Origin of the sequence: Streptomyces wedmorensis (assembly GCF_000716445.1) — a bacterium.
GTDB lineage: Bacteria > Actinomycetota > Actinomycetes > Streptomycetales > Streptomycetaceae > Streptomyces > Streptomyces wedmorensis.
The window spans coordinates 99,144-124,023 of record NZ_JNWK01000001.1 but is presented as its reverse complement, the minus strand read 5'-3'; the positions used below and the strand labels follow the sequence as shown (position 1 = coordinate 124,023).

General features: G+C 74.9%; 24 protein-coding genes. 2 read left to right on the top strand and 22 right to left on the bottom strand.

The features are described from left to right. Nucleotides 1-3: 3 nt before the first annotated feature. The 11 genes from OO54_RS00530 to OO54_RS00480 form a co-directional block, all read right to left on the bottom strand. Nucleotides 4-756, bottom strand: coding sequence for an ABC transporter ATP-binding protein (locus tag OO54_RS00530; RefSeq protein ID WP_033200868.1), 753 nt, complete (start codon nt 754-756; stop codon nt 4-6). Nucleotides 757-844: 88 nt separating this feature from the next. After that, nucleotides 845-1,039, bottom strand: a complete 195-nt coding sequence (locus OO54_RS00525; RefSeq protein WP_033200996.1) for a hypothetical protein — start codon at nt 1,037-1,039, stop codon at nt 845-847. Between the two features lie 153 nt (nt 1,040-1,192). Beyond that, a complete protein-coding gene (locus tag OO54_RS00520; RefSeq protein WP_033200867.1) occupies nt 1,193-1,864 on the bottom strand; it encodes an ABC transporter ATP-binding protein in 672 nt (223 codons plus the stop codon). Further along, entirely contained in the window at nt 1,857-2,906 is a 1,050-nt protein-coding gene (locus OO54_RS00515; protein ID WP_033200866.1) for an ABC transporter ATP-binding protein, read from the bottom strand. The genes OO54_RS00520 and OO54_RS00515 overlap by 8 nt, the downstream gene beginning before the upstream one ends. Further along, on the bottom strand, nt 2,903-3,739 hold the full coding sequence (locus OO54_RS00510) for an ABC transporter permease (RefSeq protein ID WP_033200865.1): 837 nt from the start codon (nt 3,737-3,739) through the stop codon (nt 2,903-2,905). The genes OO54_RS00515 and OO54_RS00510 overlap by 4 nt, the downstream gene beginning before the upstream one ends. Continuing rightward, complete coding sequence (locus tag OO54_RS00505; protein ID WP_033200864.1) at nt 3,732-4,724, bottom strand: ABC transporter permease; 993 nt, start codon at nt 4,722-4,724, stop codon at nt 3,732-3,734. Before OO54_RS00505 ends, OO54_RS00510 begins: the two co-directional genes overlap by 8 nt. Continuing rightward, nucleotides 4,721-6,319, bottom strand: a complete 1,599-nt coding sequence (locus OO54_RS00500; protein ID WP_033200995.1) for an ABC transporter substrate-binding protein — start codon at nt 6,317-6,319, stop codon at nt 4,721-4,723. The genes OO54_RS00505 and OO54_RS00500 overlap by 4 nt, the downstream gene beginning before the upstream one ends. A 111-nt stretch (nt 6,320-6,430) precedes the next feature. Continuing rightward, complete coding sequence (locus OO54_RS00495; RefSeq protein WP_033200863.1) at nt 6,431-7,528, bottom strand: acyl-CoA dehydrogenase family protein; 1,098 nt, start codon at nt 7,526-7,528, stop codon at nt 6,431-6,433. Further along, a complete protein-coding gene (locus OO54_RS00490) occupies nt 7,525-8,706 on the bottom strand; it encodes an acyl-CoA dehydrogenase family protein (protein ID WP_033200862.1) in 1,182 nt (393 codons plus the stop codon). The genes OO54_RS00495 and OO54_RS00490 overlap by 4 nt, the downstream gene beginning before the upstream one ends. Further along, nucleotides 8,703-9,671, bottom strand: coding sequence for an NADPH:quinone oxidoreductase family protein (locus OO54_RS00485; RefSeq protein WP_033200861.1), 969 nt, complete (start codon nt 9,669-9,671; stop codon nt 8,703-8,705). Before OO54_RS00485 ends, OO54_RS00490 begins: the two co-directional genes overlap by 4 nt. A gap of 69 nt (nt 9,672-9,740) precedes the next feature. Further along, on the bottom strand, nt 9,741-10,328 hold the full coding sequence (locus OO54_RS00480) for a helix-turn-helix domain-containing protein (protein WP_033200860.1): 588 nt from the start codon (nt 10,326-10,328) through the stop codon (nt 9,741-9,743). 67 nt (nt 10,329-10,395) lie between these two features. On the opposite strand from OO54_RS00480, the gene OO54_RS00475 reads away from it, so the two are divergent. Then, on the top strand, nt 10,396-11,364 hold the full coding sequence (locus OO54_RS00475; protein ID WP_033200859.1) for an NAD(P)/FAD-dependent oxidoreductase: 969 nt from the start codon (nt 10,396-10,398) through the stop codon (nt 11,362-11,364). Between the two features lie 98 nt (nt 11,365-11,462). Next, nucleotides 11,463-12,236: a VOC family protein gene (locus OO54_RS00470; protein WP_033200858.1), complete on the top strand. Its 774-nt coding sequence runs from the start codon at nt 11,463-11,465 to the stop codon at nt 12,234-12,236. Between the two features lie 73 nt (nt 12,237-12,309). Here the strand turns inward: OO54_RS00470 and OO54_RS00465 are convergent, their stop codons facing one another. From OO54_RS00465 to OO54_RS00415, 11 genes are all read right to left on the bottom strand, one after another. Beyond that, nucleotides 12,310-13,062, bottom strand: coding sequence for a PIG-L deacetylase family protein (locus OO54_RS00465; RefSeq protein WP_033200857.1), 753 nt, complete (start codon nt 13,060-13,062; stop codon nt 12,310-12,312). Then, the gene (locus OO54_RS00460) at nt 13,059-13,991 is read right to left on the bottom strand and encodes an SIS domain-containing protein (protein ID WP_033200856.1); all 933 of its coding nucleotides are present in this window, start codon (nt 13,989-13,991) and stop codon (nt 13,059-13,061) included. The genes OO54_RS00465 and OO54_RS00460 overlap by 4 nt, the downstream gene beginning before the upstream one ends. 261 nt (nt 13,992-14,252) lie before the next feature. Continuing rightward, complete coding sequence (locus OO54_RS00455) at nt 14,253-15,560, bottom strand: alpha/beta fold hydrolase (protein ID WP_033200855.1); 1,308 nt, start codon at nt 15,558-15,560, stop codon at nt 14,253-14,255. Between the two features lie 81 nt (nt 15,561-15,641). Next, the gene (locus OO54_RS00450) at nt 15,642-16,601 is read right to left on the bottom strand and encodes an ABC transporter substrate-binding protein (protein ID WP_033200854.1); all 960 of its coding nucleotides are present in this window, start codon (nt 16,599-16,601) and stop codon (nt 15,642-15,644) included. After that, entirely contained in the window at nt 16,598-17,272 is a 675-nt protein-coding gene (locus OO54_RS00445; protein WP_033200994.1) for an ABC transporter permease, read from the bottom strand. The genes OO54_RS00450 and OO54_RS00445 overlap by 4 nt, the downstream gene beginning before the upstream one ends. Next, nucleotides 17,269-17,949, bottom strand: a complete 681-nt coding sequence (locus OO54_RS00440) for an ABC transporter permease (protein ID WP_033200853.1) — start codon at nt 17,947-17,949, stop codon at nt 17,269-17,271. Before OO54_RS00440 ends, OO54_RS00445 begins: the two co-directional genes overlap by 4 nt. 238 nt (nt 17,950-18,187) lie before the next feature. Beyond that, nucleotides 18,188-18,580: a VOC family protein gene (locus tag OO54_RS00435; protein ID WP_033200852.1), complete on the bottom strand. Its 393-nt coding sequence runs from the start codon at nt 18,578-18,580 to the stop codon at nt 18,188-18,190. A 68-nt stretch (nt 18,581-18,648) separates the two neighbouring features. After that, nucleotides 18,649-19,479 (bottom strand): ammonia-dependent NAD(+) synthetase, encoded by an 831-nt coding sequence (nadE, locus tag OO54_RS00430; protein WP_033200851.1) that lies wholly within the window; start codon nt 19,477-19,479, stop codon nt 18,649-18,651. A 333-nt stretch (nt 19,480-19,812) separates the two neighbouring features. Next, nucleotides 19,813-20,952, bottom strand: a complete 1,140-nt coding sequence (locus OO54_RS00425) for a sulfite oxidase (protein WP_033200850.1) — start codon at nt 20,950-20,952, stop codon at nt 19,813-19,815. Between the two features lie 55 nt (nt 20,953-21,007). Then, the gene (locus tag OO54_RS00420) at nt 21,008-23,230 is read right to left on the bottom strand and encodes an ATP-binding protein (RefSeq protein ID WP_037944136.1); all 2,223 of its coding nucleotides are present in this window, start codon (nt 23,228-23,230) and stop codon (nt 21,008-21,010) included. 51 nt (nt 23,231-23,281) lie between these two features. Further along, nucleotides 23,282-24,871, bottom strand: coding sequence for a molybdopterin-dependent oxidoreductase (locus OO54_RS00415; RefSeq protein WP_033200848.1), 1,590 nt, complete (start codon nt 24,869-24,871; stop codon nt 23,282-23,284). Nucleotides 24,872-24,880 lie beyond the last annotated feature (9 nt).

Sequence of the window (24,880 nt, the reverse complement as noted above, 5' to 3'; positions counted from 1 at the left end):
CGCTCACCCGCCCGGTCGGCTGAGGCGTTCCGCGACCTGGGCGGCGGTGGGGCGGGTGAGTTCGTCCACGAGCAGGCCGTCGGCGAGGAGCAGGACCCGGTCCGCGTACCCGGCCGCGACGGGGTCGTGGGTGACCATCACGCAGGTCTGGCCTTCCCGGTCGACTCCGCCGCGGAGGAGGGCGAGGATCTCGTGGCCGGTGGCCCGGTCGAGCGCGCCGGTCGGTTCGTCGGCGAAGAGGACGCTCGGTCGGGAGACGAGCGCGCGGGCGATGGCCACGCGTTGCTGCTGGCCGCCGGAGAGTTGTCCGGGGCGGTGTCGCTCGCGTCCGGCCAGGCCGACCCGGGCGAGCGCGTCGAGGACGCGGCCGCGGTCCGGTCGGGCGCCGGCGAGTCGACCGGGCAGCTCGACGTTCTGGGCGACGGTCATCGCCGGCATCAGGTTGAAGGCCTGGAAGACGAACCCGACGCGGGTGCGCCGTAGTTCGGCCAGCTTCCGTTCCGGCAGCCGGGACACCTCGGTGTCGTCCCACCGGACGGTGCCGCGGGTGGGGCGGTCCATGCCGGCGAGGCAGTGCAGCAGGGTGGTCTTCCCGGATCCCGAGGGGCCCATCACCGCGGTGAAGGTGCCGGGTGCGAAGGCCACCGACACGCCGCGGAGCGCGTGTACGGTGGCGGCGCCGCGTCCGTACGCGCGGTGCAGGTCATCGGCGCGGGCGGCGGTCGCCGTCCTCGTTTCGGTCGTCGTATCAGCCATGCCCTCATCGTCGGCGGGCACGGTGGGGCGGGTCGATCGTGCCCGCCCCCGATTCGGGGGTTCGGGTATCCGAACCCCGTCGCGGGGGTCACGGCCTGAGGCTGGAGACCACGTTGGCGGTGGCGGCGACGCCGTTGTGGATGGTGGGCGCCATGCTGGTGCCGGCCATGAAGAAGCCGAGCAGGGCGCAGACGAGCGCGTGGGTGAACTTGAGCCCGCCGCTGCGCAGGAAGATCACGGCCAGCACCAGCAGCAGCACCACGACAGAAATGGAAACGGCCATCGCGTTCACGTCCCTCCGTCGCCGCACCGGAATTGCGGCGTTCGGCGGACAGTGTGGCGGAATGGGCGGTCCGTCCGGGCGTATGGCGGGGCGGCCATACGGGTGAGATTCGGGCGGGCCCGGGCCGCGCGGGGCCCGATGTCCGCGGCGTCGTCACGGGGTGCGCCCGACGGGCAGGCACTCCTTCCAGTCGACGGTGCGGTCGCACCAGCGGCGCAGCAGGACGCGGTCGTGGCCCACGGCGAGGAGACCGGCGCCGGTCTCGGCGCGGTAGGTCTCGACGGCGGCGACGAGGGCGGCCGTGGTGGAGGCGTCGAGCATGGCGGTCATCTCGTCGCAGATCAGCCAGCGGGGTCGTAGGACCAACGCCCGTGCGAGGCAGGCGCGTTGGAGCTGGCCGTCGCTCACCTCGTGGGGGCGGCGGGCGAGCAGGTCGGGGGTGAGGCCGACGGCCGGGGCGAGTGCGGCGAGGCGCCCGGCGGCCTCGGCGCGACGCCCGGTGGCGCGGAGGGGTTCGGCGATCAGGTCGGCGAGGGTGAGGCGGGGGTCGGCCGCGGTGCGGGGCTGCTGGAAGACGACGCCGACGGCGGTGCGCTGCTCGCGCGGGGCGCGGTGGCGCCAGGCGCGGACCTCGGTGCCGTCGAGGACGAGCCGGCCCGAGTCGGGGCGGTGCAGCAGCGCGGCGACGCGGGCGAGGGTGGACTTGCCGCAGCCGCTGGGGCCGAGGAGTCCCACGGACTCGCCCGGGGAGACGGTGAGCGAGGCGCCGCGGAAGACGGGAGCGCGGCGGTCGTAACCGGCGGTGACGGTGTCGAGTTCAAGCACGGGCGTCCTCCGGGTGGTGGCAGGCCACTCCGGCCCGGGGCTCGGGGCGGGTGGCGCAGAGGGCGGTGGCACGGGGGCAGCGCGGGGCGAACGCGCAGCCTTCGGGCAGGTCGGAGAGTTCCGGCGGCATGCCGGGGATCGGGGTGAACCTCCGCTCGGGGAGGGCGTCGAGGAGGCCGCGCGCGTACGGGTGCCGGGGGCCGATCGGGCCGAAGAAGCGGTGGGCGGGGGCCAGTTCGACGATGCGGCCCGCGTACATGACGGCGACGCGGTCGGCGACGCGTTCGGCGGCGGCGAGGTCGTGGGTGATGAGGAGCAGGCCCCGGCCCTCGTCGACGTGGCGGCGCAGTTCGCCCACGGTGCGGTCGACGAGGTCCCGGTCGAGGCCGGTGGTCGGTTCGTCGGCCAGCAGGAGCCGGGCGTCTCCGATCAGGGCGAGCGCGGTGGCCGCGCGCTGCGCGAGCCCGCCGGACAGCTCGTGCGGGTACCGGTCCAGGTGGCCGGCCGGGAACGCGGCGCGCCCGGCGGCGGCCTCGGCGGCCTCGCGCCGTGCGCGGCGCGGCACCGCGGTGAGGGCCCGCACGGTCTCCTCCAGCTGGGCCCGCACGGTTCTGACGGGGGTGAGGTGGGCCGCCGGGCTCTGCGGCACGAGGCCGACGCGCCGTCCTCGTACGGTGCGGGCGAGGGTCTTCTCGTCGGCGGCGAGGAGGTCGGTCGCGTCGGGCCCCGCCCCGGCTCCCCGGGTCGCCGCGTCCGTGCTCGCGCCCGCCAGCAGCGCCGTACCGCTCGTCTCCGCGTTCCCCGGCAGCAGTCCGAGGAGCGCCGAGGCCAGGACGGACTTGCCGCAGCCGCTCTCGCCGACGAGGGCGAGGCACTCCCCCGCGGCGAGGTCGAAGTCCGCGTCGGTCACGGCGGCGACGCCGCGCCCGCCGCGGAGCCGGAAGCGGACGGTGAGTCCGCGGACGCTGAGCAGGGCGTCCTCGGCTCGTTCGGCGGTGACGGCCTCCAGGGCACGCAGGACCTTGCCGTTCGCGGCGTTCACAGGGTCAGCTCCGATCGGCGGCGGGGGTTGAGCCGGTCCCGCCACACGCCCGCGAGGCCGGCGATGGCGAGGGTCGGGAGGATGAGGAGGAGGCCGGGGAAGAGCGTCGGCCACCAGTGGCCGGTGAGGAGGGAGGACCGGGCGTTCTGGACGAGGTTGCCGAGGCTGGCCTGGTGGCTGGGGAGGCCGAGGCCGAGGAAGGAGAGCGCGGACTCGTGCCACATGGCGTGCGGGACCATGAGGACGGCGGCGAGGCCGGCCTGCGGCAGGACGGCGGGCAGCAGGTGGCGGACGGCGACGCGCCACCGGGTGGCGCCGCCGGAGACGGCGGCGTCCACGAAGGGCCGGGTGCGCAGCGAGAGGACCTCGGAGCGGACGATCCGGGCGGTGGAGAGCCAGTGGGTGACGGCGACGGAGGCGATGACGGGCCACACCCCGGGCCGGAAGAGGGCGACGACGAAGATGCCGAGCAGCAGGTGCGGCACGGAGGAGAAGGCGTCGACGAGCCGCATGAGGGTGCGGTCGGTCCAGCCGCCGAGCGCTCCGGCCGCGGCGCCGACGGCGGTGCCGACGACCGTGGCGACGAGTGCGGCGACGAGGCCGACGAGCAGGGAGATCCGCAGGCCGTAGACGCAGCGCAGGAGGAGGTCGCGGCCGAGGTCGTCGGTGCCGAAGGGGTGCTCCCAGGACGGCGGGAGGAGCTTGCGGGAGAGGTCGACCGCCTGCTCGTCGAGCTGGACGAGCGGGGGTACGAGCAGGACCGCGAGCAGGAGGACGCCGACGGTCGCGGCGGAGCTCCACAGGCGTGGGCGGTGGGTGCGCGGGTCAGCCATCGAAGCCCGCTCTCGGGTCGGCGAGCCCGTACAGGAGGTCGGAGAGGAGGTTGCCGAGGAGTACGGCTGCGGTGGCCAGGACGGTGAGCGCGGCGAGCAGCGGGAAGTCGACGGCGGTGGCCGCGGTGACGGTGGCGGCGGCGATGCCGGGCCAGCTGAAGACGGTCTCCACCAGGAGTGCGCCGGTGATGAGTTCGGGGACGCGGGAGCCGACGAGGGTGAGCATGGGCAGCATGCCGGAGCGGAGGGCGTGGCCGGTGAGGACCGTGCGTTCGCGCAGGCCGCGGGCGCGGGCGCCGCGCACGGGGTCCTCGTCGAGTGCGTCGCCGACGCCCTGGCGGACGTACAGGAAGAACCACGGCAGTTGGGTGAGGCCGAGGACGAGGGCGGGCAGCACGAGGTGGCGGGCGACCTGGCCGGCGGTGACGGTGTCGCTGGCGGTGTCGGTGAGCCCGCCGGCGGGCAGGGCGCCGAGTCGCAGGGCGAAGAACCAGATGGCGAGCAGGCCGAGCCAGAAGGCGGGGGCGGCTTCCAGGGTGTAGGCGGCGGAGCTGACGGCCCGGTCCAGGAGGCCGCCGCGGCGGCGGCCGGCGAGGACGCCGAGGAGGGTGCCGAGTGCGATGGCGATCAGGAAGGCGGTGGCGGCGAGGAGCACGGACCAGCCGAGCCGTTCGCCGATGACGTCGGCGACGGGCCGGCGCATGACCGAGGAGTCGCCGAGGTCGCCGGTGAGGGCGGCGGTGAGCCATTCCCACCAGCGGGCGAGCAGGGGCCGGTCGGCGCCGAGGTTGGCGCGGAGCTGGTCGAGGTTCTCCTGCGAGGCGGTGAGTCCGGCGGTGCCGGCGTAGGCCTTGACGGGGTCGAAGGGGGAGGCCGCGGCGACGGCGAACACCGCGAAGGTGACGACGAGGAGGACGGGGAGGGCGGCCAGCGCCCGGCGCCCCGTCATCCGTGCCATGGCCCCCCAGGGGAGGCGGCGGCTCAACTCTTCGGCTTCCAGTTCTCGACGTTCCACCAGGGGCCGGAGGCGAGGCCGTGGTCGTGCGGTTCGACCTGGGTGTTCAGGCCGTCCCAGCGGTCGTTCACGACGTAGAGGTGGTCGATGTGGGTGAGGAAGGTGTAGCCGGGGTTCTTCGCCAGTTCGCGCTGGACGGTGTCGTAGGCGGCACGGCGCTCGGCGGGGTCGTTCGTCCGGCGGCCGTCCTCCAGGGCCCGGTCGACGGTCTCGTTGTCGTACCAGGCCATGTTGTTGAAGCCGTCGCCGGCGAGGGAGGACTTCAGGAGCGGGTACTGGTCGAAGTCGGGGTCGCCGGGCGAGCCGCCGCCGGCGAGGACGGCGTCGGTCTTCATCCGGGGTTCGATGACCTCCCAGGTGCCGGCCTGGGTGGTGACGTCGATGCCGGCCTTCTTCGCGTCGGAGGCGTAGGCGAGGGCGTGGTCCTGCCGGAGCTTGTCGCCGGAGAGGTACCAGAGCGGGAACGCGGCGCGGGCGCCGTCCTTGACGCGGACGCCGTCGGGTCCGGGCTTCCAGCCGGCCTCGTCGAGGATCTTCTGCGCGCCGGCGAGGTCGTGGCGGCGTTCGGTGCCCTCGGCGAACCAGGGGTTGCCCGTGGGGACGGGGCCGTAGGCGGGCTTTCCGGCGCCTTCGAGGATCTTGTCGACCATGGTCTGCCGGTCGACGGCGAGGTCGAGGGCGCGGCGGACGGCGGTGTCGCCGGTGACCCGGTGGTGGGTGGGAAGGGTGACCGTGCGGTAGTCGTAGGTCGTGGCCTTGTAGGTCTTCTTCGCCGGGTCGTGGGCGAAGCCGGCGGCGAGGTTCGGCGGCAGGACGGCGCCGTCGAGGTCGCCGGCGCGGAGCCGGGTGGCGCGGACGTCGTCGTCCTTGACGATCGCCATGGTGAACCGCTTCACCGCGGGTGCGCCGTCCCAGTAGGCGGGGTTGGCCTTGAAGGTGAGCTTCTCGCCCTTGGACCAGCCGGTGAGGACGTAGGGACCGGTGCCGATCGGCCGTGTGGTGAACGCGCCGGTGTTGACGTCCTGGCGTGCGGCGACGTGTTCGGGGGCGATGGCCTGGACGGTGCGCTCGGCGAAGGGGGCGTACGGGTACTTGAGGGTGAAGACGACGGTGTCGTCGCCGACGGCCCGGACGCTCGCGAGGGCGTCGAGTTCGGTGCGGGAGGCGTTGTTCGTCTTCGGGTCGAGGATCGTCCGGTAGGTGAAGACGACGTCCTTCGCCGTGAAGGGCACGCCGTCGCTGAAGGTGACGCCGTGGCGGAGCGTGTACGTGTAGGTGAGCCCGTCGGCGCTGACCTGCGGCAGCTTGCTCGCGAGGGCCGGTTCGAGCTTCATGTCGGCGTCGAAGGCGAGCAGCCCGTCGAAGATCTTGGAGTTGCCGTCCTTGCCGTAGCCGAGGAGCGGGCTGAGCGTCTCGGGTTCGTACGCGATGCCGACGACCGCGGAGTCCTTGGGTCCGCCGGAGCCGCCGGCGGGGGCGCCGGGGTTCGAGCAGGCCGCTGTGACGAGGGCGAGCACCCCTGTCGCCATCGCGGCGGTCGCTCGGCGAACGGATCGGGCGGCCATCGTGTCCACACCCCTTTTGAAGATCGACTGTTATTGCGAACAGATTGCAATTAAACAGTAGGTAAAGGGGTGCGGACACAGGGGGCCCCTTACTCGGAGCCCTCGGCTCCGTTACGCGGGTGCCGGCAGGTCCATCAGCACGGCGATCGCGTCCTGGTGGGCGCCCGCCGAACCGAGCGCGATCTGGTCGGACTTGGCCCGCTTGAGCGCCAGGTGCGCGGGGTGTTCCCAGGTCATCCCGAGCCCGCCGTGCAGCTGGACGCACTCCTCGGCCGCGCGGACCGCGACCTTGGAGCAGTAGGCCTGGGCGACGGCCACCGCCAGCGGGGCGTCCGGACCGCCGACGGCCAGTGCGTCGGCCGCGGCGCGGGCCGCGGCCCTGGCGCCGACGAGGTCCAGCCAGAGCTGGGCCATCCGGTGCTTGAGGCTCTGGAAGGAACCGACGGGACGGTTGAACTGGTGGCGCTCGCGGGTGTGCCGGACCGTCTCCTCCAGACACCATTCGGCGATTCCGAGCTGCTCGGAGGCGAGCAGACCGGCTCCGGCCAGCAGACCCCGCCGCACCGCCGCGCGGGCCGCGTCGGCTCCGGCGAGCCGGGTGCCGTTCCCCTCCCGCGTGGTGACCGCGGCCAGCGGCCGGGTGAGGTCGAGCGGGGTCCTCGGCTCGACCACGGCCTCCCCGGCCGGCACGGCGTACAGGCCGTCGGCGCGCGGGACGAGGAACACGTCGGCGGCGACGGCGTCGGCGACCCCGGTCACCGTGGAGCCGGGCCGCGCCTCCGCTCCGGGCCCGGCCGAGAGCGGTACGGCGAGCACCGCGACCGTACGGCCGCTCGCGACCCCGGCGAGGAGCTCGGCCGCCGGGCCGCCCTCCCCGGCTCCGTCCTCGACGAGAGCCAGCAGGGCCTCGACGGCCACGACCGCACTCGTGAGGTACGGCACCGGGGTCACCGCGCGGCCCAGCTCCTCCAGGACGACGGCCGCCTCGCGGTGGCTCGCGCCCTGGCCGCCGAGCTTCTCGGGGACGAGGAGCCCGGCGGCGCCGATGTCGGTCGCGAGGGAGGTCCAGACGCCCGGGAGGTACGGGCTGTCCGACTCGACGCGGTCGAGCACGGCCCGGTGGCCCGCCCGGTCGGCGAGCAGGGCGCGGACGGCCGCCCGCAGGTCGTCCTCGGTGTCGGAGTAGAGGAGGTTCGGCGATCGCGTCATCGGGCGAGGTCCTTCCAGGCGACGTCCTTGTCGTTGCGGGGCTCGGGCGGCAGGCCGAGGACCCGTTCGGCGACGATGTTGAGGAGGACCTCGGTCGTGCCGCCCTCGATCGAGTTGCCCTTGGAGCGCAGGTAGCGGTATCCGGCGTCGCGGCCGGTGAAGTCGACGAGTTCGGGACGGCGCATCGTCCAGTCCCCGTACAGCAGGCCCTCCTCACCGAGGAGTTCGACTTCGAGGCCGCTGATGGCCTGGTTGAGGCGGGCGAAACCGAGCTTCATGGCACTGCCCTCGGGTCCCGGCTGGCCCGCGACGAGCTGCTGGCGGAGCCGCTCGCCCGTGAGGCGGGCCACCTCGGCGTCGACCCAGAGGTCGAGGAGCCGCCGGTGCAGGTCGTGGGTGCGCAGCTCGGGGCGGTCGCGCCAGGTCGTGGCGACCTTGCCGATCATGCCGCCCTCGCGCGGGATGCGGGCGCCGCCGATGGAGACCCGCTCGTTCATGAGGGTCGTCTGCGCGACCCGCCAGCCGTCGCCGGTCGCACCGAGGCGGTGGGCGTCGGGGATGCGCACGCCGGTGAGGAAGACCTCGTTGAACTCGGCCTCGCCGGTGATCTGGCGCAGCGGGCGGACCTCGACCCCGGGGTCGGTCATGTCGCACACGAAGTAGGTGATGCCCCGGTGCTTGGGCGCGTCCGGGTCGGTGCGGGCGATGAGGATGGCCCACCGGGCGACGTGGGCGCTGGAGGTCCACACCTTCTGACCGTCGATCACCCAGTCGTCGCCGTCCTTGACCGCGCGGGTGCCGAGCGCGGCGAGGTCGGAGCCCGCACCGGGTTCGCTGAAGAGCTGGCACCACACCTCCTCGCCCACCCACAGCGGCCGGAGGAAGCGGCGCTTGACCTCGTCGGAGCCGTGCGCGAGGAGGGTGGGCGCGGCCATGCCGAGGCCGATGCCGATCCGCCGGGGGTCGTTGTCCGGGGCGCCCGCGGCGGCGAGTTCGGCGTCGACGACGGCCTGGAGCGCGCGGGGCGCGTCGAGCCCGCCGAGGCCGACGGGGTAGTGCACCCAGGCGAGTCCGGCGTCGAAGCGGGCCTTCAGGAAGTCGGTGCGGTCGGTGGTGGCGGGCGGATGCTCATCGAGCAACCGCCGCACCAGTGACCGGAGTTCGTCGGCGTCGGTCATGCGCTGACCCCTTCCGGGAGGACGACGAGGCGGCCGGTGGTGGTGCCGTCGGCGACGCGCTGCACGGCGTCGGCCGCGCCCGCGAACGGGACGCGTTCGCCGATGAGCGGCTTGATCAGACCCTTGGCCGCGTAGGCGGTGAGGGCCTCGTGGCAGCGGCCGATCGAGGCCGGGTCCTTGGCCGCGTACAGGCCCCAGTGGAGGCCGAGGACGGAGTAGTTCTTCACCAGGGCGTGGTTGAGGGCCGGGGTGGGGACGGTGCCGCTCGCGAAGCCGACGACGATGATGCGTCCCTCGAAGGCCACGCACTTGGCGGACTGCTGGTAGGCCTCGCCGCCGACCGGGTCGTAGACGACGTCGGCTCCGCGGCCGCCGGTCGCGGCCTTGACGGCGGCGACGACGTCCTCGGAGCGCCGGTCGATCACCACGTCGCAGCCGAGGGCGCGGGCGACGGCCGCCTTCTCCGGGCCGCCGACGACGCCGATGACGGTGGCCCCGGCCGCCTTCCCGAGCTGGACGGCGGCGCTGCCGACGCCGCCGGCCGCCGCGTGGACGAGCAGGGTCTCGCCCTCCTGGAGGGCGGCGCGGCGGTGCAGCCCGAACCAGCCGGTCTGGTAGCCGATGTGCAGCGCGGCGGCCTCGGCGTCGTCGAGCGCCTCGGGAGCGGGCAGGAGCCCGGCGGCGTCGGCGAGGGTGTACTCGGCGAAGCCGCCGTGCGGGAGCGCGGCCGTGGTGATGACCCGGCGGCCGTCCTCGGTCTCGGCGCAGACCTCCACGCCGGGGGTGAAGGGCAGCGGTGGCCGCACCTGGTAGTGGCCGCGGCAGAGCAGCGCGTCGGGGAAGTTGACGTTCGCGGCGCGGACCTTCAGGAGGACCTGGCCGTCTCCGGGCGCGGGCGGTTCCACCTCCTCGCGGCGCATCACCGCGCTCGGTTCGCCGTTCTCGTACACACGCCATGCCTGCATCCGGAATGCCTCCTCCGTACCGAGCGGTCGGTGGCATACTAAGCGGTCGCTTGCCTCGGTGGGAACGGCTCAGCCGGACTTCTTCGGGCGCGCCCTGACGTGCATGCGCTCCCCCTGCGGGCCGAACAGGCTCAGGAACTCCACCGGCCCGTCGGGCGTCGGCCCGAACCAGTGGGGCACCCGCGTGTCGAACTCGGCCGCCTCCCCGGCGGTCAGGACGACGTCGTGCTCGCCCAGGACCAGCCGGAGCCGCCCGGAGAGCACGTACACCCATTCGTACCCCTCGTGGACCCGGGGCTCGGGGGCCTCGTACGGCTTCTCCTGGATCACCTTGTACGCCTGGAGTCCGCCGGGCTGCCGGGTCAGCGGGTACATCGTGCGGCCGTGCCGCACGATGGGCTTCGCCTTGACCCGGGGGTCGCCCACCGCCGGGGCGCCGACCAGCTCGTCGAGCGGCACCTGATGGGCGCGGGCGAGCGGCAGCAGCAGCTCCAGGCTGGGTCTGCGCTGCCCGGACTCCAGCCGGGAGAGGGTGCTCACGGAGATGCCGGTCGCGGCGGACAGCTCGGCCAGGGTCACGCCCCGGTCGCGGCGGACCCGGCGGAGCCGCGGACCCACCTCGTTCAGCACGGCGTCGATGCGGTCGTCTTCGGTCATGCCGCCAGTCTTGCAGAAACGGCAAGATTAGTTGCCGTACCGGAGCGACCTGGCCGACTCTCGGTCCATGGACACACACACGAACGACATCGACGAGACCTACGACGCGGTGGTGGTCGGGGGCGGCGCGGCCGGGCTCAGCGCCGCGCTGATCCTCGGCCGGTCGCGACGCCGGACCCTGGTGGTCGACGCCGGCGAGCCGCGCAACGCACCCGCCGCCCACATGCAGGGCGTCCTGTCCCGGGACGGGACGAGCCCGGCCGAGTTCCTCGCGGCGGGGCGGGCGGAGATCGCCGCCTACGGGGTGGAGTGGCGGGCCGGCCGGGTGACCGGCGCGACGGCCGACGGACGGGACGGCTTCACCGTGGAGCTGGCGGACGGGACCGCGGTCGCCGCCCGGCGCCTCGTGATCACGACCGGCCTCGTCGACGAGGACCTGCCGGAGATCGAGGGACTGGCCGGCCGGTGGGGGCGGGACGTGCTGCACTGCCCGTACTGCCACGGCTGGGAGGTCCGCGACCGGCCCTTCGGCGTGATCGCGCACCCGTCGATGCCCGCCCACCAGGCCCTGGTGGTCTCGCACTGGTCGAAGGACGTGACCCTCTTCCTGCACACGGCCGCCGAGCCGTCCGCGCGGGACGCGGCGCTGCTCGACGCGGCCGGAGTGGAGGTCGTCCGGGGCGAGGTGGCCGGACTCGTCGTGGAAGGCGACGAGCTGACCGGCGTGCGGATGACCGACGGACGGATCGTCGCCCGCTCCGTGGTCTTCGCCGCGGCGGCGCGCCTCGCGCCCCGGGACGGCGTCCTGCGCCGGCTGGGCGCGGAGCTGCGGACGACGCCGTTCGGGGAGTTCGTCGCGGTCGACGAGACCGGCCGCACGAGCGTGCCCGGCGTGTGGGCGGCCGGGAACGTGACGGGTCCCCACGAACAGGTGGTCAACGCCGTCAGCCGGGGCTACCGGGCGGGCGTCGCCGTCAACGCGGACCTGCTGTTCGCCGACCTCGAGGAGAAGGCGGCCGGTCGGCCGACCGGATGAACCCCCGCGACTGCGGCTGCGCGCTCCTGGCGTAACGACGAGGATCGGTCAAGGTGGCCACATTCGGCCGGCGACGACGGAAGGACGGAACACCTCCCATGCTCGGTACGCAGTTCACCACGGGATCCCCCAACTGGATCGACCTCGGCAGCCCCGACACCGAAGCGGCCGCCGCCTTCTACGGCGCCGTCTTCGGCTGGGAGTTCCAGTCGGCGGGCCCCGACGCCGGCGGCTACGGCTTCTTCCGACAGGACGGGAAGACCGTCGGCGCCCTCGGTCCGCTCACCGAGGAGGGCGCCCACAGCGCCTGGACGGTGTACTTCCAGACCCCGGACGCCGACGCCACCCAGAAGGCCGCCGCGGACGCCGGCGGCACCGTGCGCGTCCCGGCCTTCGACGTCATGGACGCGGGCCGCATGGCCTGCCTCACCGACCCGGACGGCGCCGAGTTCGCCGTCTGGCAGCCGGCGGCCGTCAAGGGCCTGGAGCGGACCTCGTCCACCAACACCCTCGTCTGGGCCGAACTGCACGTCGCCGACCCGGAGTCCGTCCTCGGCTTCTACCGCACCCTGTTCGGCTGGCGGTGGGCGGATATGGAGGCGCCCGGCATGACGTACCGGGTGATCTCCACGGCCGAGGGAGACCAGGAGGACGCCTCCTTCGGGGGCGCCGCGGAACGCCAGGGCGACAAGTCGCACTGGGTGCCGTACTTCGCGGTCCAGGACGCCGACGCGATCACCCGGTCGGCCCAGGGCAACGGCGGCTCGGTCCTCATGCCCGCGGCCGACATCCCCGACGTCGGCCGGATCGCCTGGCTCGCCGACCCCTTCGGCGCGACCTTCGCGGTCCTGAAGCCCGCACCGATGGGCTGACGGCCCCGCGGCCCTCCCCGCGCCGGCGGCCCGTTCCGTGTCGACGGCCCTCCGTCCCGGCGCGGGACGGGCGTCAGCGGGCGAACAGCTCGAACGTCACCGCCGGACGGCCGCCGAAGCGGTCCGACGCGCGCCCGGTCGCCGCGGTGAGGAACGAGCGGACGTACTCCTCCGGGTCCTGGTCCGTCAGGGCCTCGATGTACGCGCGGTGGCAGAGCAGCGAGCGGATCGCGCGGTCCAGGCCCGGGGTGGCGTCGACGGCGTGGGTCGGGGTGCTGGAAGCGGCCACCGCCACCCAGCGCACCCCGTTCCAGGGCTCCAGGCCCCGTTCGGTCAGCTCGGGGAAGATCCAGCGGTTGCCGGCGTCCGCGGCCGCGTCCAGGGTGGCGCGGCCGACGGCCAGGTGATCAGGGGTGTTCCAGGGGGCGCCGGGGCCGCCGCCCCAGGTGTCGCGGTGGTTGAGGGTGAGGACCAGCTCCGGGCGGTGGCGGCGGATCGCGGCCGCGATGTCACGGCGCAGCCCGAGCCCGTACTCGATCACGCCGTCCCGGTGGTCGAGGAACTCGACCCGGTCCACGCCGACGACGGCGGCGCTGTCCCGCTGCTCCCGCTCGCGCAGCGGACCGCAGACGTCGGGGGCGAGCGAGTCGATGCCGGCCTCGCCCCGGGTGGCGAGGACGTACACGACCTCCTTCCCCGCGTCCGTCCAGTCGGCGACGGCCGCCGCGCAGCCGTACTCCAGGTCGTCGGGGTGGGCGACCACGGCGAGGGCACGCTGCCAGTCGCCGGGCATCTCCAGGAGGTCCGTGGCATGGGTGTCGATCATGACCGCAGGATACGGGCCGCCTCCGCGGCCGTCGGGCGGAACGACCCGGAAAGGATCACCGACCGCGAGACGTGCCGCGGACGGTCGGGGTTGAGGCCGCGCCGGGAGGCGAGGGCCACGGCGAGCCGCTGGGCGCGGACCAGCGCGGCGACCGGATCGATGGCGTCGGCGGCGAACAGGGCTCCCGTGGACTCCACTTCGTCCCGCAGCCCCGAAGGCGCGGGGCCGAGACACCAGACGAGGCTGGCCCGGTCGCTGATGCTGATCGGACCGTGCCGGTACTCCATCGCCGCGTACGACTCCGTCCAGGCGCGGGCCACTTCGCGGAGCTTGAGGGCGGCGTCGTCGGCGAGCCCCACGGTCCACCCGGTGCCGAGGAAGGTGAACTGCCCGCGCCGCTCCCAGGCCGCGGGCAGCCGCTCGTACAGGACGAGTTCGGCGTCGGCGATCGCCGGTCCGAGGTCCACCCCGAGCCCCGCGCGCAGGAGTTGGAGCGCCGCGGTGGCGAACCGGGTCTGGACGACGGAGCGTTCGTCGGCGAAGCCGAGGTCGACGACCCGGTCGGCGAGCCGCCCGGCGGGGCTGTCGGGCGTCCCGGTGAGGACGAGGGCCGGGACGCGGCCGGCCGCCGCCGCCAGCAGGTCCACGACCTCCGTGGTCGTGCCGGAACGGGTGAGGGCGACGATCCGGTCGTAACCGCGGCCCAGCGGGGTCGGGTCGGAGGCGGGGAAGGCGTCGGTCTCCCCCGCACCCAGTGACTCGCGCAGGGCGGCGTAGGCGCGGGCGATGAAGTACGAGGTGCCGCAGCCGACGACCGCCACGCGCTCGCCCCGGGCCGGCAGCCGGTCCCCGTCATGGGCCGCGATCTCGGCGGCGCGGCGCCAGCAGTCCGGCTGGCTTGCGATCTCCGCGCTGACGTGGGTGTTCATGTTCGGGTCCTCTGCTCGCGTGCTCCCCTCGCGGGGTCGGGACCCGATTTCTATCGGCATCCGTCGTCGCCGCACCATGTGCATCGGGTGGTCACCGCTTGGACTTTTGCGCGGCAGCGCCGACGGAGGCCGGCACTACCGACGGCGGCCGGGACGGCCGGAGCGCGCCCGGGACGGCGGGCGGGGCGCGCTCCGGCGGGCGGGGCCGTCCGGGGCGGTCGGACCCGTCCCGGACGGCCGGGCCATGGGCCTTCCGGGCGGTCAGGCCTCGTCGCGTGCCAGTGAGAGGAGCCGGTCGAGGACGCGCGGGCCGCCGGCCCGCACCCCGTCGTGCTCGAACTCGTCGGTGACCCAGGTCCGCAGGCCTCGCACGGCCCGGGCGGTGGCCAGGGAGTGGGCCGTGTCCACGTACATGTCGTCGTGGTAGACGGCGGCGGCGACCGGGACCTCGTTGGCGGCGAGGCGCTCCGGGTCGTACAGCGGCGTCCAGTCGTCGCGCTCGGCGAGCCGTTCGGCGGTCTCGCGCAGCGGGCGCAGCGCGGGGTCGGTGGTGAAGTGCCAGGGGTGGACCGTCTCGCCGGTGAAGAGGACCGGCGCGCCCGTGTCGAGAGCCGTCCGGGCGTCGAACTCGGGGTACTCCGCGCGGACGCGCTCGGCGGCCCAGCCGGTGGGCCCCCGGCCCTGGGCGTAGATGGCCTCGTGGAGGACGGCGTAGAGCGGGTGGCCCGCGTACGAGAGGTGCGCCTGGACCTGCTCCAGGAAGGCGTCGGCGAGCGCGGGGCCGTCCGCGGTGGGGACGAAGGCGCCCTCCAGGAGCAGATGGAGCTGGTGGGTGCCGTCGCCGGAGCCCAGGAGGATGCCGAGCGACTGGAAGGCCTCGGCGGTGAGGAGGCCGCCGCCCGGGAGGGTGACCTCGCGGTCCAGGAGGTGGGTGACGATCGCGCGGGCCCGTCCCTCGTCCTGCGGGTAGCGGGCGAAGTGGGCCTCGTTCTTGCGGCGGACACGCGGGTAGGCGGCGCGGTACACCTCGTCCGCGGTGGCGTCGAGGGACGGCAGGCCGCCGGTGACGAGGACGGTGTCCAGGCCCTCGGGCGCGGTGGAGAGGTAGTGGGTGGCGCAGAAGCCGCCGAAGCTCTGGCCGAGGACGGTCCACGGCGCCCCGCCGGTGAGCCGGCGGCGGATCAGCTCGCAGTCCTTGACGATGGAGTCGGCGCGGAAGTGGGCGAGGTAGTCGGCCTGCTCGGCAGGGGTGCCGCGGAGCGGCAGGGTCTGACGGTTGGCGGGGGTGGAGCGGCCGGTGCCGCGCTGGTCGAGCAGGAGGACGCGGAACTCTCGGACGGCACGGCCGAGCCAGGCCTGCGGGCCGATGAAGCGGCGGGCGCCGAAGCCGGGCCCGCCCTCCAGGTACACCAGCCAGGGCAGCCGCTCACGGTCCTTCGCGTCCCGCCCGCTCGCGACGACCTCGCGGCCGTAGACCTCGATCCGCTCGCCGTCCGGGCGGGAGTGGTCGAGGGGGACGGGGAAACGGTGGTCGGTGAGGACGAGTCCCGGCTGCCGGTAGGTGGTCACGCTGTGCCTGCTCCTGTTCGGTACGCCCCCGCGAGGACAGTGGATCACACGGCGGGGCCGTTCCCCGGGAGACGGCGGCCGTCACCGCGGCAGGAGTCCCTTGCCGACGAGGTAGTCACGGGCCACGTCCTCCGGCAGCCGCCGCCAGCTGTCCACCCGCTCGTTGAGGCCGGCCAGGTCGGCCGTGGTCAGCACCGTGTTGAGGCGGCCGAGGGCGGCCGTGACGCCCGCGCTCCCGGCGCGGGCGCGGTTGACCACCGGGACCACGAAGTCGGCGTTCTGGAGGCGCTTGTCGTCGGCGAGCAGGACGAGTCCGAAGTCGTCCAGCATGGCGTCGGTGGTGGTGGTGAGCACCAGCTGGTCCTCACCGCTCCGGACGGCCTGCTTCGACTGCGTGGTCCCGACGCCCTTGGGATCGACCGCGGTCACGTCGATGCCGTAGACCTCCTTCAGGCCGGGGGCGCAGTACGGCCGCCGCACGCACTCGTCGCCGGCCGCGAGGCGGACGGGGAGCCGGGCGGCGCCGAGGTCGCTGAGCGTCGTCAGGCGGTGCTCGGCGGCGTAGGCGGCGGTGACGGCGAAGGCGTTCTGGTCGACGGCGCGGCCGGGGTCGAGGACGGCGAGCCCGCGCGGACCCGCGAGAGCCCGCAGGGCGCTCATGGTGGCGGTCAGGTCGGGTGAGCCGACGGTCGGCGCGTCCGGCCCGTTGGCCTTGGCGTTCAGCCAGTCGGCGAAGGTGGCCGCGTACTCCGGCACGACGTCGATCTGACCGTTCTCCAGGGCCGGTTCGTACAGCTCCCGGTTGGTGACGGACAGGAGCTTCGTGCGGTAGCCGGCCTCCTGGAGCAGCAGCGCGTACATCTCCGCGAGGAGGTCGCTCTCGGTGAACCCGGCCGATCCGACGGTCAGGTCCCGGCTGTCGCCGGGCGGTGAGGTGACCGCGTCGCGGTCCTCGAGGGAGGGGCCCTCCGCACAGCCGCCCGCGGCTCCGGCGAGCGCCAGGAGGCAGACGGCGACGACGGTCCCGCGGGCCGCCCTCACGCCCCGCGCCCCCGCGCCCCGGCGGGGGCGAGACGCCCGACCGCCTCGAAGACCCCTTCGACGACGAGCGCGAGGACCGCGACCAGACAGGCCCCGGCGACGACCTGCGGGGTCGAGGCCAGGTTGAACCCGGCGGTGATGATCCGCCCCAGGCCTCCGCCGCCGGCGAGCGCGGCCACGGTGGCGGTGGCCACCAGCTGGACGGCGGCGATCCGCACCCCGGTGAGGATCAGCGGAAGCGCCAGCGGGAGTTCGACCCGGAGGAGGGTCTGGCCGCCGGTCATCCCCATGCCCCGGGCGGCCCGTACGACGTCGGCGTCGACGCCGCGCATGCCCACGTACGCGTTGGTCAGCAGCGGTGGCACGGCGAACAGGACGAGGGCGATGACCGTCGGCCACGGCCCGTACGGGCCGAGCGGGCTCAGCAGGAGCAGGACGAGGACGGCGAAGGTGGGGACGGCCCGGCCGGCGTTCGCGAGGTTCACGGCGAGCGCGCCGCCCTTCCCTAGATGGCCCAGGACGAGGCCGACGGGCAGGGCGATCAGGCAACTGAGCGCCAGGCAGACGACGGTGAGGAAGACGTGCTCGGCGAGCCGGTGCCGGACGCCGTTCTCCCCCGACCAGTTCGCGGCGGTGGTCAGCCAGGACCAGGCGTCGGCGAGGGTCGTCACGAGGCCTGCCCCCGGGTCCACGGGGTCAGCAGCCGCTGGACACCGAGGAGCAGCAGGTCGGCGACGACGGCGATGACGACGCACAGCGCGGACGCGGTGAGGACCTGCGCCTTGAAGTAGGTGTTCATCCCGGCGTGGATGAGGTTCCCCAGGCCGCCGTGGCCGACGATCGCGCCGATGGTGACCAGGGAGACCGCGGAGACGGTGGCCATCCGCAGCCCGGCCATCGCGGCGGGCACGGCCAGCGGCAGTTCGACGGTGAGGAGCAGCCGGATCGGGCCGTATCCGAGGCCGCGCGCGGCCTGCCGGGTCTCCTCCGGCACGGCCCGGAGCCCGGCGAGGATGTTCCGGACGAGCAGGGTCAGCGAGTACAGGACGAGCCCCGCGACGACGAGGGCGGCGGACAGCCCGTACGCGGGCAGGAGCAGCGAGAACATCGCCAGCGCGGGGATCGTGTACAGGACGGTGGTGATCGCGAGCACGGGCCCCGCCGCCCAGCGCCAGCGGCGCGCGGCGACGGCGAGGGGCAGTGCGAGCAGCAGTCCGATGGCCACCGAGGCCCCGGCCAGTTGCAGGTGCTGGACGACCGCGTCGGCGAGGATCTCGCTCCGCGTCGAGACGTAGGCCCCGCAGATCCACTCGTTGCGGGCGAGGCAGTCGTCGGGCGGCGCGGTCACCCTCCCATTCGAGACGGCTCGCCGTCACCGCGCACGCCCGGCCGGGCCGTTCGGGGGCGGGCCTCGGCGGTCCGGGGAACCCCGCGCCGACCGGGCGGGCACGGTCGGGTCGCCGGGGGGGGGAGGGCCGGGGCGGACCCGGGGACCGCGCGCCCGCCGGACGGGCACGGTCGGGGCAGCGGTTTGACGGTGGCCGCCCCGCCTCCGGCAGCGGGGGCGGGGGCCAGGTCGCGGTGGGTCACATGTCGCCGTGCAGGACGGAGAGGACGTTGCCCGCCGGGTCCTTGAACCAGGCGATCTCCGGGCCGCCGCCGGCGTTCCGTACGATCCCCTTCGCGTCGGCCTCGAAGCCGGGGTAGCGCTCCATGGTGACGCCGCGGTCGGTGAGCTCGTCGACGGCCCGGTCGATGTCGTCGACCGCGAAGTTGAGGATGGTGAACGTGGCGGGGGTGTGGTCCTCCTTGGGGTAGACGAAGACCGGGGCCCCGCCGGCCAGGGTCAGGCCGAGCACGCGCATCTCGCCCTCGCCGCGCTCCTCCACCTTCAGGCCGAGGGTCTCGCCGTAGAACCGCCGGGCCGCGTCCAGGTCGTCGACCGAGAAGCCGCTGAATGCCGAGGTCTCGCCGAACATGACGGACTCCCTTCCGGGGGACTCCCGCGAGGCCCCCTTCCAGGATCCGCCGAAGGACCACGGACCGCTCAGGGGGCGATCGGCAGCTGTCGCTTGTGCTCGGTGAGCTCGTAGCGGCGGACGATCGTGGCGTAGGCGTCCTCCGCGACCGGCTTGCCCTCCAGGAAGTCGTCGATGTCGTCGTAGGTGACGCCGAGGGCGTCCTCGTCGGCCTTGCCCGGGTCGAGGGTCTCCAGGTCGGCGGTGGGGGTCTTCCACACCAGCTCGGCCGGGGCGCCCAGCTCGTCGGCGATCGCGCGGACGCGCCGCTTGGTCAGGCCGGTGAGCGGGACGACGTCGGCGGCGCCGTCGCCGAACTTGGTGAAGAAGCCGGAGACGGCCTCGGCGGCGTGGTCGGTGCCGACGACGAGCCCGTCGTGGGCGCCGGCGACCGCGTACTGGGCGATCATCCGCTGGCGTGCCTTGATGTTGCCCTGGACGAAGTCCTGGTGGTGGGCGTCGCGGAAGGTCACCCCGCCGGCGAGGCAGGCCTCGAGGGCCGCGTCGCTCGACGCCTTCACGTCCACGGTGAGGACCTGGTCGGCGCGGATGAAGCCGAGCGCGGTCTGCGCGTCCTTCTCGTCGGCCTGGACGCCGTACGGCAGGCGCATCGCGTAGAAGGTGGCCTCGTGGCCGGCGGTGCGGGCCCGCTCCACGGCGAGCTGGCACAGCCGGCCGGCCGTCGTGGAGTCGACGCCGCCGCTGATGCCGAGCACGAGGGACCGCAGCCCCGTGGAGGTCAGCCGCTCGGTGAGGAAGGCCACCCGGCGCTCGATCTCGGCGGCCGGGTCGAAGCTGTCGGACACCTGGAGGTCCCGGGCGATCTGCTGCTGGAGGGCGGTGGACGCCGGGTCGGTCACGGAGGTCTCCTCGTCAGGGTTCGGTCGGCGGCGGACCGGGGTGTACGGGATGTACGGGCGTCCGCACCGGGATGTACGGCAAGCGCCCAGGTCGACTCTACGCGCCGCCCGAACGGGTGGTGGAGGCGTCCCTGCTGCGCGGCACCCCGAGGCCGCGTACGCGTCCCGCCCGCACGGCACCGCCGGGGCGGCACCTCCTGGGCGGCTCACGCGCGGGAGTGTGCGGAGGTCGTCCGGCGGCGGACGCCGGCGGGTGCGCCGCGGTCGCCCGGCGGCGCACCCGCTGAGTGCGCCACGATCGTGCGGCGCAGGACCCCGGCAGGTGCGCCGGTGTCATCCGGTGGCGGACGCCTCCGGGGTGCACAGCACCTCGACGCGCTGGACGAGGTTGTTGGCGAAGCCGCCGCGGTTCCAGGGCGCGGTGAGCGGCTGGACGTTGCCGTCGGTGTCGGTGGCGCGGACGGTGAGGTGGCGGAGGCCCGGCGTCGCGGTCCAGGTGGTGTGCCAGGCGGACCAGGCCCAGGGGTGTGAGGGGTCGGGGGTGAGCGCGGCCTCGGCCCAGGCCGCCCCGCCGTCCTCGCTGACCTCGACGCGGGTGACCGGGCCGTGGCCCGACCAGGCCCGACCGGTCAGCGCGACGGGCCCGGGGCGGACCACGCGGGTGCGGGACATGAAGTCGGGAAAGCCGGGCGGCACCATCAGGGCCCGCGGCGCGATGACGGTGACGGGCTCCCCCGGGTCGGTCGCCTCCTGGCGCAGGCGGTAGGCGACGCTCTGCTGGAAGCCGGTGTACGGGGTGTCGGTGAGCGTGATGTCGTGCAGCCACTTCACGTGGGCCATGCCGTACCAGCCGGGGACGACGAGCCGGAGGGGGCTGCCGTGCTGCGGGGGCAGGGGCGCGCCGTTCATCGCGTACGCGACGAGGACGTCACGGGCCGGGTCGGCGGCCGTCGTGAGGGGCAGGCCGCGCCGGTAGTCCTGCTCGACGCCGCGCTCCACGCCGTGGTCGGCGCCGGTGAACACCGCCTCGGCGGCGTCCTCGGCGATCCCGGCCTCCGCGAGGAGGGCGGTCAGCGGGACGCCGGTCCAGTCGGCGGTGCCGACGGCCTCGACGATCCAGGGCTGGCTGACGGGCCGGGGCGTGAGCCTGGCCCGGCCGTTCCCCGCGCATTCCAGGGTCACCCGCCGGGTGACGGCGGGCAGGGCGCGGAGCGCGTCCAGGCCGAGGGAGAGCGGCCGGAGCACCCGGCCGCCGATCGTGAGGCGCCAGCCGTCCGCGTCGGTGGCGGGGATGTCGTAGTGGACCAGGACGTAGTGCAGCCCGGGCGGCGTGACGTCGTAGCGCAGCGCCTCGAGCGGGAGGCCGTGGTTGCGGGCGGCGAGGGCGAGCTCGTGCTCGCTGATGCCCTCCTCGGGGCCCGCCACGCGTCCCGGCGCGCTGATGTCGCCCAGACCGGTGAGGGATCCGTCCATGCCTTCATGGTGCGCCGCGGCCGGGGGCCCGGCACCCCGGGCGGGGTCCGGGCCGTCAGCCGTGCCGGGGGCCGCGCAGGGCTCGGTCCAGGCCGTCCTGCGGGAGGCCGGTGAGGGCGCGGACGAAGATCTCCTCGTAGGCGGGTTCGCCGATGGAGGCGCGGACGGTGTCCGTGTACTTCTCGTGCAGGGCCCGCAGGCCGGGCAGGCCGCGCCGGGGCTGGCCGGTGGAGCGCCAGTAGGCCTCGCCGGTGCCGGACACGTCGGCCGCGCGCTCGCCGTCGCCCGCCGCCGCGAGGGCGGTGGCGAGGACGTCGAGGCCGAGGGCGACGCCGAGGCTCGCGCCGAGGCTGCGGGTGCCTTCGAGCATGGCGCGGGCGTGCCCGGACGCGGCGGCCGGGTCGCCCTCCAGGAGGCCGGTGAGGGCGAGCTGGTACTCCAGGGCGGTGCGGGTCCAGTGCTCGTCGAGCGCCTGACAGCGGGCCCGCAGGGCGAGCGCCCGTTCCCGTGCCTCGTCGAGCCGGCCGAGGCCGGTGAGGGCGAAGACCCGCACGAGATGACAGCGCAGCCGGGCGGCGGAGTCGGCCGGGCCGCCCCGCGCCGCGTCGAGGACATGGCCCACGACGACGTACGCGGCCATCGGGCGGCCGGTCGTCAGGGCGAGGAGCCCGGCGAGCGCGGCGGCGTCGAGGGTGAGGTCGCCGGGCCGGTCCCGCCGGCTCCCGGTCCCTCGCGCTGCGGCGTGCCCCGCGTGCGCGACGGCCTCCGCGTACGCGCCGTGACCCGTGCGCTCGGCGGCCCCCGACGGATCGGCGTACACCCCGTGCTCGACCGGCCCCGCGTGCTCGCCGTACCCCACCTCCTCGGCGTACCCCGCGTGCTCGACGGACTCCGCGTACCGCGCCTCGCGGGCGCAGCGTTCGCTCACCTCCTGGGCGGGGCCGAACTCGCCCTGGAGGACGAGGGTGACGCCGAGCGCCCAGAGCGCTCGGGCACGGACGCGGCCGCGGACGTCGCTGAGGAGGAGTGCCTGTTCGAGGCCGTCGCGGGCCTCCCTGAGGCGGCCGCGGCAGGACCAGGCGAAGGCGACGGAGCCGACGAGGTCGAGGGCGGCGTCGGGGTCGGTGCGGAGCAGGCGGTCGAGGGCGGTGCGCAGGTCGGTGTGGTGGGCGTCGACCGTGCGGTACCAGCGCAGCTGTCGGGCGCCGTGCCACTCGGCCTCCGCCCGGCGGGCCAGGCCCCTGAAGTGGGCGGCGTGCCGCTCGGCGACCGTCGCCGTCTCGCCGGTGCGGTCGAGCCAGGTCGCCCCGTACTCGCGGATCGTGTCGAGCATCCGGTGCCGTCCGGCCGCGTCGGCCGCGCGGACCACGGAGGCGCGGACGAGCCCGTCGAGGGCGCCGGGGAGAGTGGCGCGGTTCAGGGGGCCGCCGACGCACACCGCGGTCGCCGAGGCGAGGTCGAACGGGCCGCGGAACACGGAGAGCCGGGCCCACAGGAGCCGTTCCAGCGGGGCGCTCAGCTCGTGGCTCCAGCCGATCGCGGCGCGCAGTGTCCGGTGGCGGCTCGGCCACACCCGCTCCGTGTGGGCGAGCAGGTCGAAGCGGGTCCCGGGCGGGGCGTCGAACCGGCTGCCGAGCTGGTCCCGGACTGCCTCGGCGCCCTGGAGGCGGATCTGGGCGGCGGCCAGTTCCAGCGCGAGCGGAATGCCTTCGAGGCGTACGCAGATCTCGCCGGCCGGTCCCACCGCGGGGAAGTCCTCGCCCGCGGCCCTGCGGAGCAGTTCGAGGGCGTCCTGGCCGGCGGGCGGCAGCGGATCGAGGGTGATGACGTGCTCGCCCTCGACACCGAGGGGGCGGCGGCTGGTCGCGAGGACGGTGAGGCCCGGTGCGGCGGCGAGCAGTTCGGCGACGAGCCGGCCACACGGCTCGGCCAGGTGCTCACAGGAGTCGAGGACGAGCAGCAGCCGGTCGTCGGCGAGGCGCCGGCAGAGCCCGGTGGTCGCCATGCCCGGTGTGTGGTCCGCGAGGTCGACGGAATCGGCGACGAGCGCGACGAGGAGCCGGTCGCCGTCGAGTTGTGTCAGGTCGGTCCACCACGCCCCGTCGGGGTACCGCTCGGCGGCGCGGTGCGCCGCGCGCAGCGCGAGCCGGGTCTTGCCCACTCCCCCGACGCCGGTCACGGTGACGAGGCGGTTCTCCGCCAACGCGACGGATATTCGCTCCAGTTCCGTGCGGCGCCCCACGAAACCTGGGTTCTCGTCCGGCAGATGTCCACGCACGGAAGCAGTGTCCCTCATGAACGCCGCGAACGGGGGTGCGGAGTCCGTTCGTTATCCACCTTCGACCCTGACGACGACCGAGTGCCATCCCTGCGCGCCGTCGGGCATGGTGGAGGTGCGCTCCTCGGGCTGGGTGGTGCCGGTGCCGTCGGTGGCGCGGACGGTGAGGGTGTGGCGGCCGGGGGTGGCGGTCCAGGGGTGGACCCACTGGCGCCAGGTGTCCCGGGTGTCCTCGGCGCCGAGGGTGGCGTCGTGCCAGGGCCCGTCGTCGATCCGTACCTCGACGCGGCGGATGCCCCGGTGCTGGGCCCAGGCCACGCCGGCGACCATGACGGTGCCCGCGGCGATGCGGGCGAGGGCGCGGGGGGTGTCGATGCGGGACTGGGTCTTCACGGGGGCCTGGGCGGCCCAGCCGCGCGGGACCCAGTAGGCGTCGTAGGCGTCGAAGGTGGTGAGTTCGATGGACCGGATCCACTTGCAGGCGGAGACGTAGCCGTACAGACCGGGGACGACCATGCGGACGGGGAAGCCGTGCGAGAAGGGCAGGGGTTCGCCGTTCATGCCGAAGGCGAGGAGTGCGTCGCGGCCGTCCATGACCTCCTCGACGGGGGTGCCGATGGTCATGCCGTCGACGGAGCGGGCGACCAGCTGGTCGGCGGGGCCGCCCTCGGAGGGCGGGCGGACGCCGGCCTCGCGGAGCAGGTCGGCGAGGCGTACGCCGAGCCAGCGGGCGTTGCCGACGTAGGGGCCGCCGACCTCGTTCGAGACGCAGGCCAGGGTGATGTCCCGCTCCACCGTCGGGCGCGCCGTCAACTCGCTCAGGGTGAAGGTGCGTTCCTCCCGGACGCCGCTGCCGTGCAGCCGCAGCCGCCAGCGGTCGGCGTCGACCTTCGGGACCACGAGCGCGGTGTCGACGCGGTAGAAGTCCCGGTTGGGGGTGACGAAGGGGCTGATGCCGGGGACGCGGAGCTGCGCGCCGGCGGGCACGGCCGGCGCGGGTGAGTCCGGACGGGGCAGTCGCAGCGCCGCCCGGGAGGCCGCCGCGTTCTCCTGTACGGGGGTGCCGACCGCCCTGCCGAGCGCGGCGGCGCCGGTGACGGCGAGCCCGGCCGAGCCGGCGACGATCAGGAAGCCGCGCCGGTCCGCCCGGTCGGTTCCGGGCCTCGGGGCGCGGAGGCGGCCGGTCAGGACGTACAGCAGGGCCGCGCCCGCGACGGCTCCGGCGAGGGAGGGCACGGCGTCCACGGCGGAGTCCGAGTCGGGGCGGGTGACGGCGGCGAGTGCCCCGAGGAGCCCGAAGGCTCCGACGGCCGCGGTGCCGAGCAGGCGCCGGCGCAGCGCGAGCAGTCCGACCCCGAGGGCGAGGAGTCCGAGGACGACCAGGATGCCGAGCTGGAGGACGGCCTTGTCGCTCTCTCCGAAGACGCGGATCGCCCACTCCTTCAGGCCCGCCGGCGTCCGGTCGACGACGGTGCCGCCGACGGCCGGGACGGGGCCCGCCTCGGGCCGTACCCGGCCGGCGACGAGGTCCGCGACGGCCAGCGACACGTACGCGGAGATCAGGCCGCCGAGCGCGGCGAGGAGTCGGTCGGTGCGGGTGGGCTCGTACTGCGGCTCGCCCGCGGTCCTGGTGGTGTTCATGCTGGGTAC

Bases quoted from the DNA above. Each gene is read 5' to 3' on its own strand.
- OO54_RS00530 (WP_033200868.1), bottom strand. From the start codon at position 756: ATGGCTGATACGACGACCGAAACGAGGACGGCGACCGCCGCCCGCGCC.
- OO54_RS00525 (WP_033200996.1), bottom strand. From the start codon at position 1,039: ATGGCCGTTTCCATTTCTGTCGTGGTGCTGCTGCTGGTGCTGGCCGTG.
- OO54_RS00510 (WP_033200865.1), bottom strand. From the start codon at position 3,739: ATGGCTGACCCGCGCACCCACCGCCCACGCCTGTGGAGCTCCGCCGCG.
- OO54_RS00500 (WP_033200995.1), bottom strand. From the start codon at position 6,319: ATGGCCGCCCGATCCGTTCGCCGAGCGACCGCCGCGATGGCGACAGGG.
- OO54_RS00495 (WP_033200863.1), bottom strand. From the start codon at position 7,528: ATGACGCGATCGCCGAACCTCCTCTACTCCGACACCGAGGACGACCTG.
- OO54_RS00490 (WP_033200862.1), bottom strand. From the start codon at position 8,706: ATGACCGACGCCGACGAACTCCGGTCACTGGTGCGGCGGTTGCTCGAT.
- OO54_RS00485 (WP_033200861.1), bottom strand. From the start codon at position 9,671: ATGCAGGCATGGCGTGTGTACGAGAACGGCGAACCGAGCGCGGTGATG.
- OO54_RS00480 (WP_033200860.1), bottom strand. From the start codon at position 10,328: ATGACCGAAGACGACCGCATCGACGCCGTGCTGAACGAGGTGGGTCCG.
- OO54_RS00475 (WP_033200859.1), top strand. From the start codon at position 10,396: ATGGACACACACACGAACGACATCGACGAGACCTACGACGCGGTGGTG.
- OO54_RS00470 (WP_033200858.1), top strand. From the start codon at position 11,463: ATGCTCGGTACGCAGTTCACCACGGGATCCCCCAACTGGATCGACCTC.
- OO54_RS00465 (WP_033200857.1), bottom strand. From the start codon at position 13,062: ATGATCGACACCCATGCCACGGACCTCCTGGAGATGCCCGGCGACTGG.
- OO54_RS00460 (WP_033200856.1), bottom strand. From the start codon at position 13,991: ATGAACACCCACGTCAGCGCGGAGATCGCAAGCCAGCCGGACTGCTGG.
- OO54_RS00435 (WP_033200852.1), bottom strand. From the start codon at position 18,580: ATGTTCGGCGAGACCTCGGCATTCAGCGGCTTCTCGGTCGACGACCTG.
- OO54_RS00425 (WP_033200850.1), bottom strand. From the start codon at position 20,952: ATGGACGGATCCCTCACCGGTCTGGGCGACATCAGCGCGCCGGGACGC.
- OO54_RS00415 (WP_033200848.1), bottom strand. From the start codon at position 24,871: ATGAACACCACCAGGACCGCGGGCGAGCCGCAGTACGAGCCCACCCGC.